The following is a 4,025-nucleotide window of genomic DNA, read 5'->3' as shown; positions in this document are numbered from 1 at the left end:
ATTGAGCAGGCCGGCTTTGTGTTTGATAATGGGATTGTTAGTATGAAGCATGAGAGTTACCTCGCGTTTTGTTTAAGGATCAGACACCCATATCAAAACCGGTAACTCTCAACCTTTCAAGGTCCAGTGTCAGATCTAGTCTCGACTAATACATATCAGCAAAGCGCCGGATATTGACTGGCCGATACCACCAGATGAGGAGGCATAACGCGTCTTCCCCTATGATCCCTTGGGCCGGTGGCAAGCACCGACCTTGTGACCGTTACCACACAAGCGGCGCTGCAGGTATCGCTGAAGGCGTGTCGTTATCATGACCCTATTCCCATTACCTCCGATATGAGATTGCCTTATGCCACAGGACTATCACCATGGCGTGCGCGTGTAGGAAATCAATGAAGGCACCCGCACCATTACCACGGTCAGCACCGCGATTGTAGGTATGGTCTGCACGGCGGATGATGCCGACGCCAAAACCTTTCCGCTCAATACGCCGGTATTGCTGACCGATGTGCTGACCGCCAGCGGCAAGGCCGGCACTAAGGGCACGCTGGCCCGCGCGCTGGACGCCATCGCCGACTAGGCCAAACCGGTTACCGTGATGGTACGTGTCCCCCAGGGCAAGACCGAAGCGGAAACCACCAATAATATCATAGGCGGCGTCACCGCAGAGGGCAAAAAACCGGTATCAAGGCGCTCTTGGCCGCTCAGGGCCAGCTCGGCGTCAAACCGCGTATTCTTGGCGTGCCGGGGCATGATACCCAGGCGGTCGCCGCCGAGTTGCTGGCCGCCGCGCAACACCTGCGCGCTGTAGCTTACCTCAGTGCTTGGGACTGTAAAACAGTCTCGGAAGCCATTAACTACCGTGAAAACTTTAATCAGCGCGAGGCCATGCTGATTTGGCCGGATTTTCTCGCCTGGGATGCGGATAAAAACACCAGCGACACCGCCTGGGCGACCGCGTGTGCGCTCGGATTGCGCGCCAAAATCGACTAGGAAACCGGCTGGCACAAAACCCTGTCCAATGTCGGCGTCAATGGCGTCACCGGCATCAGTGCCGATGTGTCCTAGGATCTGCAGGACACCGCCACTGATGCTAACCTGCTGAACCAGAACGCCGTCACCACGCTTATCCGCAAGGACGGCTACCGTTTTTGGGGATCGCGCACCTGTTCGGACGATCCGCTGTTCCAGTTTGAAAGCGCCAGCCGTACCGCTCAGGTGCTGGCCGACACCCTGGCTGAAGCGCAGATGTGGGCCGTTGACCAGCCGCGACACCCCTCGCTATGGCGGGATATAATCGAGGGGATCAGCGCCAAATTCCGTGAGCTGAAAAGCGGCGGCTATCTGATTGACGCCAGCGTATGGCTGGATGCGTCCGCCAACGACAAGGACACGCTCAAGGCGGGCAAGCTGACGATTAATTACGACTATACGCCGGTACCGCCGCTGGAAAATCTGCTGTTATGCCAGCGTATTACTGATCGCCATCTGATGAACCTCACCCAGGGTGTCAAAGGTTAAACGGAGGAGGCCATTGCCTTACCACGCAAGTTAAAAAACATGGTGATATTCAATGATGGCAACAGCTATCAGGGCATTGCCGAAGGGATCACACTACCCAAACTGACGCTCAAGTTCGAGGCCTATCGCGGCGGCGGCATGGGAGGCGCGGTGAATATTGATCTGGGGCTGGAGGATGGCGCACTGGATGCAGAAATTACCCTGGGTGGCATTGATCCGCATATTTTCCGTCAGTGTGCCATCCCGAAAGCAGGCGGTGTACCCCTGCGCTTTATGGGCAGTTACCAGCGGGACGACACCGGCGAGATCAGCGCCGTAGAGGTGGTGATGCGCGGCCGTTTCTCCGAATTTGATTTTGGTAACTACAAATACGGCGACAACACCCAGACCAAGCTCAGCGTCAAAAACGTTTATTACAAACGGACCATAGACAGCGAGGTGCCGATTGAAATCGACACCCTCAATATGGTGGAAGTGGTCGGCGGTGAGGATCGCCAGGCTGAACACCGTCGCGCCATCGGCCTGTAATACAGAGGAAACCGCACCATGAAAGACATCACCACCCAGGAAACACTCGATATCCAGGCACTCAAACAGAAGCCCGTCACCCTTGAGGTGCCGGTCGTGCGCGGCAAGACCCGTATCACCGAAGTCAGCATCAGAAAACTCACCACCGGCGATTTGCGTGGCGCCCGCCTTCAGCCGCTGCTGGAAACCGATGTCGATGCGCTTATTCGTGTGCTGCCCCGCGTGACCGTCCCGACCCTGACGCCAGAGGAAATCCTTAACCTCGATCCGGCCGACCTGTATCAGCTGGAGGCTATCCTGACACTTTTTTTTGTGCCGAACTCGGCCCTGTCCGCTTCCCCGACAGACTGACGGTTGACGATTTAACGGCGGACATTGCCGCCGTGTTCCATTGTGCGCCCGACGATACCGCGCCCATGTCGCTCAGTGATCTGCTGGCCTGGCGGCATAAGGCCCTGATCCGCAGTGGAGCCGTTGATGAGTGATAAAGACCTTCGCCTGCGGGTAGTATTGAGCGCGGTAGACAAGCTTACCCGCCCGTTTAAGGCCATGCAAGCCAGCAACAGGACGCTGGCCTCAGCGGTAAAATCCGCCAAAGACCAGCTGAAACAGCTGGATAATCAGTCGGGCCAGCTGCAAGGGGTTGTCAAAACCAAACAGCAGGCCGCTCAGGTGGCTGATGCGTTGCGCCCCGCCCGCGACCAGGCTAGCCGCCTGGCGCTCGCCATGAAAGACACCGACGCACCGGCCGCTCGCTAGGTCAGGCAATTTCAGCAGGCCCGCGCCGCTGTCAGGCAACTGCAGGCCAAATATGGCACGTTGCAGACAGCGCTACAGACTCAGCGCACCGCCCTGCAACAAAGCGGCATTGCCACCCGTCAACTGGCAGACGCCCAGCGCACCTTAAAAGCCCGCACCGCCGAGGCCAATACCCATCTGGCCACCCAGCAGCAACGCCTTGAACAGCAGGCGGTCCAACAAAAGCGGTTAACCAACGCCCGCAGCCGCTAACACTAGGCCGTGGGGGTACGCAACCAGCTCGCCGGCACTGGTGCGGCCATGTCGCTCACTGGCGGTGCCACGCTGCTGGGCATGAAACCCGCGTTAAGCGAAGCGGCGGCCTATAGCCAGCGTGTGCAGCGTTTCAGGGCGCAGGGCGTCAGTGAGCAGCAAGTACGCAATGCAAAGGACTTTGTCGCCAGCCATCCCGTACTGGGCAACAGTCAAACGGAACTCATGAAGTTATACACGGAATCATGGGCCATCACCCGCGACCAGCACCACACTCAGGACGCCACTGTGCAGCTTGCTCGTGCGGAAACCGCTATCAAGATGCTGGGCAATCAGGGCTTGCTCACCCCCGAGCAGACCGAAAGCTTCAATCAGCTGTCGTACGCCATGCTGAAGAACGCCGAGCTGCGCAACGAGATCCAGGATCCGAAACGGCTCGCCAGATTTATCAATGAATCGGTGAAGGCGTTTGCCGTCACGCAGACCATGGTGACGCCGAAAGATACCAATGATTTTATGAAGCGCGGCGGCTCAGCGGCCAAGGACATCGACAGAAGCGAATATTTTTTATGCCTTCGGGCACTTGATCCAGGAAATGGGCGGCGAGTCCACCGGGAACGCCCTTAACTCTGCCCGGCGTAACTGGATTGGCAAGAGCATTACCGAGCGCAGCAAGGATGAGATGGATCGCATCGGTCTGATTAAAAATACCGCCTATTACAAAACCGGCCATGTCAAGGATTTTAGCATGGTCAATCAGGAAAAATTCGGCTTTGTTGAATAATAGTGAGTCATGCTGTTTTGCCAAGCCAGTTTTGGTAGAGAATGCTTGTCCCCTCAGGTGTACAGTTTTCTCATGAGGCCTAACTGCATGATTTTGCGTTGCGAGGATCCGTCGTTTCACTGTACTGCCAGCATAAAATCTATTTATTCAACAAAGCCGCTGATTGTATCAGGCGGCGGGT

General features: G+C 56.8%; 7 protein-coding genes and 1 pseudogene. All 8 read left to right on the top strand.

Annotated features, from left to right (window positions below):
• Positions 1-388: 388 nt before the first annotated feature.
• The 8 genes and pseudogenes from QZ506_RS05630 (at position 389) to QZ506_RS05595 (ending at position 3,844) form a co-directional block, all read left to right on the top strand.
• A pseudogene (locus QZ506_RS05630) lies at positions 389-1,521 on the top strand (phage tail sheath protein).
• 12 nt (positions 1,522-1,533) lie between these two features.
• Positions 1,534-2,049: a phage major tail tube protein gene (locus QZ506_RS05625; protein ID WP_291969663.1), complete on the top strand. Its 516-nt coding sequence runs from the start codon at positions 1,534-1,536 to the stop codon at positions 2,047-2,049.
• Between the two features lie 18 nt (positions 2,050-2,067).
• Entirely contained in the window at positions 2,068-2,400 is a 333-nt protein-coding gene (locus tag QZ506_RS05620; protein ID WP_291969659.1) for a phage tail assembly protein, read from the top strand.
• Positions 2,397-2,534 carry a GpE family phage tail protein gene (locus tag QZ506_RS05615; protein WP_291969661.1) on the top strand — a complete coding sequence of 46 codons (138 nt, stop codon included), beginning with the start codon at positions 2,397-2,399 and terminating at the stop codon, positions 2,532-2,534. The genes QZ506_RS05620 and QZ506_RS05615 overlap by 4 nt, the downstream gene beginning before the upstream one ends.
• Positions 2,527-2,808 (top strand): hypothetical protein, encoded by a 282-nt coding sequence (locus QZ506_RS05610; RefSeq protein ID WP_291969657.1) that lies wholly within the window; start codon positions 2,527-2,529, stop codon positions 2,806-2,808. Before QZ506_RS05615 ends, QZ506_RS05610 begins: the two co-directional genes overlap by 8 nt.
• 60 nt (positions 2,809-2,868) lie before the next feature.
• Entirely contained in the window at positions 2,869-3,060 is a 192-nt protein-coding gene (locus tag QZ506_RS05605) for a hypothetical protein (protein WP_291969655.1), read from the top strand.
• Positions 3,061-3,069: 9 nt separating this feature from the next.
• Complete coding sequence (locus QZ506_RS05600) at positions 3,070-3,687, top strand: hypothetical protein (RefSeq protein WP_291969653.1); 618 nt, start codon at positions 3,070-3,072, stop codon at positions 3,685-3,687.
• A complete protein-coding gene (locus QZ506_RS05595) occupies positions 3,656-3,844 on the top strand; it encodes a hypothetical protein (protein WP_291969651.1) in 189 nt (62 codons plus the stop codon). Before QZ506_RS05600 ends, QZ506_RS05595 begins: the two co-directional genes overlap by 32 nt.
• Positions 3,845-4,025 lie beyond the last annotated feature (181 nt).

The sequence above is a fragment of the Candidatus Symbiopectobacterium sp. genome (genome assembly GCF_020054415.1).
Classification (GTDB): Bacteria; Pseudomonadota; Gammaproteobacteria; order Enterobacterales; family Enterobacteriaceae; genus Symbiopectobacterium.
Note: the sequence above shows the minus strand (reverse complement) of the source record. Positions and strands in the feature narration are given on the sequence as shown.